Here is a 1,552-nt window from a genome sequence, read left to right on the forward strand (position 1 = left end):
GGATTCGCCGATGCCGTGACGAAAAAACTCGAAGCACACCCGCTGATCACCATCCGGCGCGAGGAAGTGCCAGGTCTGCCGCCGACGGATTGGGACCAGGCGATCGTTGCCACGGGTCCGTTGACCGCCCCCGGGCTTGCCCAGTCGATCGCGGAAGCGACCGGCGCCGATGCGCTCGCCTTCTTCGACGCCATTGCGCCGATCATCCATTTCGACACGATCGACATGAATACCTGCTGGTTCCAGTCGCGCTACGACAAGGTCGGGCCAGGCGGCACCGGCAAGGACTACATCAATTGTCCGATGGACAAGGACCAGTACCTTGCCTTCGTGCAAGCGCTGGTCGACGGCCAGAAAACCGAATTCAAGCAATGGGAAGGCACGCCCTATTTCGACGGCTGCCTGCCGATCGAAGTCATGGCCGAGCGCGGTGTCGAGACGCTACGCTACGGGCCTATGAAGCCGATGGGGCTGACCAATGCCCACAATCCGACGGTAAAGGCCTATGCCGTCGTCCAGTTGCGGCAGGACAATGCGCTGGGCACGCTCTACAACATGGTCGGTTTCCAGACCAAGTTGAAGCATGCCGAGCAGGTGCGCATCTTCCGCACCATACCGGGTCTCGAAAACGCTGATTTCGCCCGTCTCGGCGGCCTGCACCGCAACACCTACATCAACTCGCCGACCTTGCTCGACGCTTCGCTGCAACTGAAGTCGCGGCCCGGCCTGCGTTTCGCCGGCCAGATCACCGGCTGCGAAGGCTATGTCGAAAGTGCGGCCATCGGCCTGCTCGCCGGCCGCTTCGCCGCAGCGGAGCGGCTCGGCCTTGCTCCGTCCCTGCCGCCGCTGACCACGGCCTTCGGCGCTCTGCTCAACCACATCACCGGCGGTCATATTGTCTCCGATGACGAGCCGGGAAAGCGCTCATTCCAGCCGATGAACGTCAATTTCGGCCTGTTCCCACCTGTCGAAGCTCCGAAGGCCGAGGGCAAACGCATGCGCGGCAAGGACAAGACCGTTGCCAAGCGGCACGCCATCACATCGCGTGCGCAGGCTGATTGCCGAGAATGGCTAGGGCTGCCGGCACAAGCGCAAGCCGCCGAGTAGTCCGTGGCCAAGCACTCCGAGCTGCACCAGCTTCTGCCGTCGGACCTGCCGCCGAGTGGCGAACCTTTCGCCGGCGACTACGAAATTTGCTGGAGCATCTATGTCAGATGCACCAACCTGCGGAAGCTGCGCGAAGTTCATATACCCGCTATCGAGGCGCTAATAGGTCAGCCTCACGGGGGCCAAGGTTGGCTGTACGAAAATGAAAATTACAATGAGAACCGTGATCGAAGCTTGAAGAGAATCATTGCCGTTCAGCCTGTCGAAGGTCCCTACAATGACCGGCTAATTCTGGATTTCATGAAAGCGATCTATTCGCTGTCATCCTTCTGGGCGATCCAAGCCCGTCTGGATCCCTCACATCCTCATGGCGCCTACCTCAGTGCACGATTCACGCAGGAGGCTCCCAGCTCGGAGGCGCCGGCTATTGTCGACGCGCTGGTTG

The 1,552-nt window shown here is 61.1% G+C and carries 2 protein-coding genes; both read left to right on the forward strand.

All coding sequences use genetic code 11. The annotated features are described in order from the left end of the window. Nucleotides 1–1,107, forward strand: a 1,107-nt coding sequence (gene trmFO / locus EN994_RS30690; RefSeq protein ID WP_127308111.1) for a methylenetetrahydrofolate--tRNA-(uracil(54)-C(5))-methyltransferase (FADH(2)-oxidizing) TrmFO, incomplete at its 5' end; no start/stop codon positions are given. Nucleotides 1,108–1,110: 3 nt separating this feature from the next. Continuing rightward, on the forward strand, nt 1,111–1,552 hold a 442-nt coding region (locus tag EN994_RS30695; RefSeq protein WP_164746387.1), incomplete at its 3' end, for a hypothetical protein.

Source organism: Mesorhizobium sp. M7A.F.Ca.CA.002.09.1.1 (assembly GCF_003998555.1).
Lineage (GTDB): Bacteria > Pseudomonadota > Alphaproteobacteria > Rhizobiales > Rhizobiaceae > Mesorhizobium > Mesorhizobium ciceri.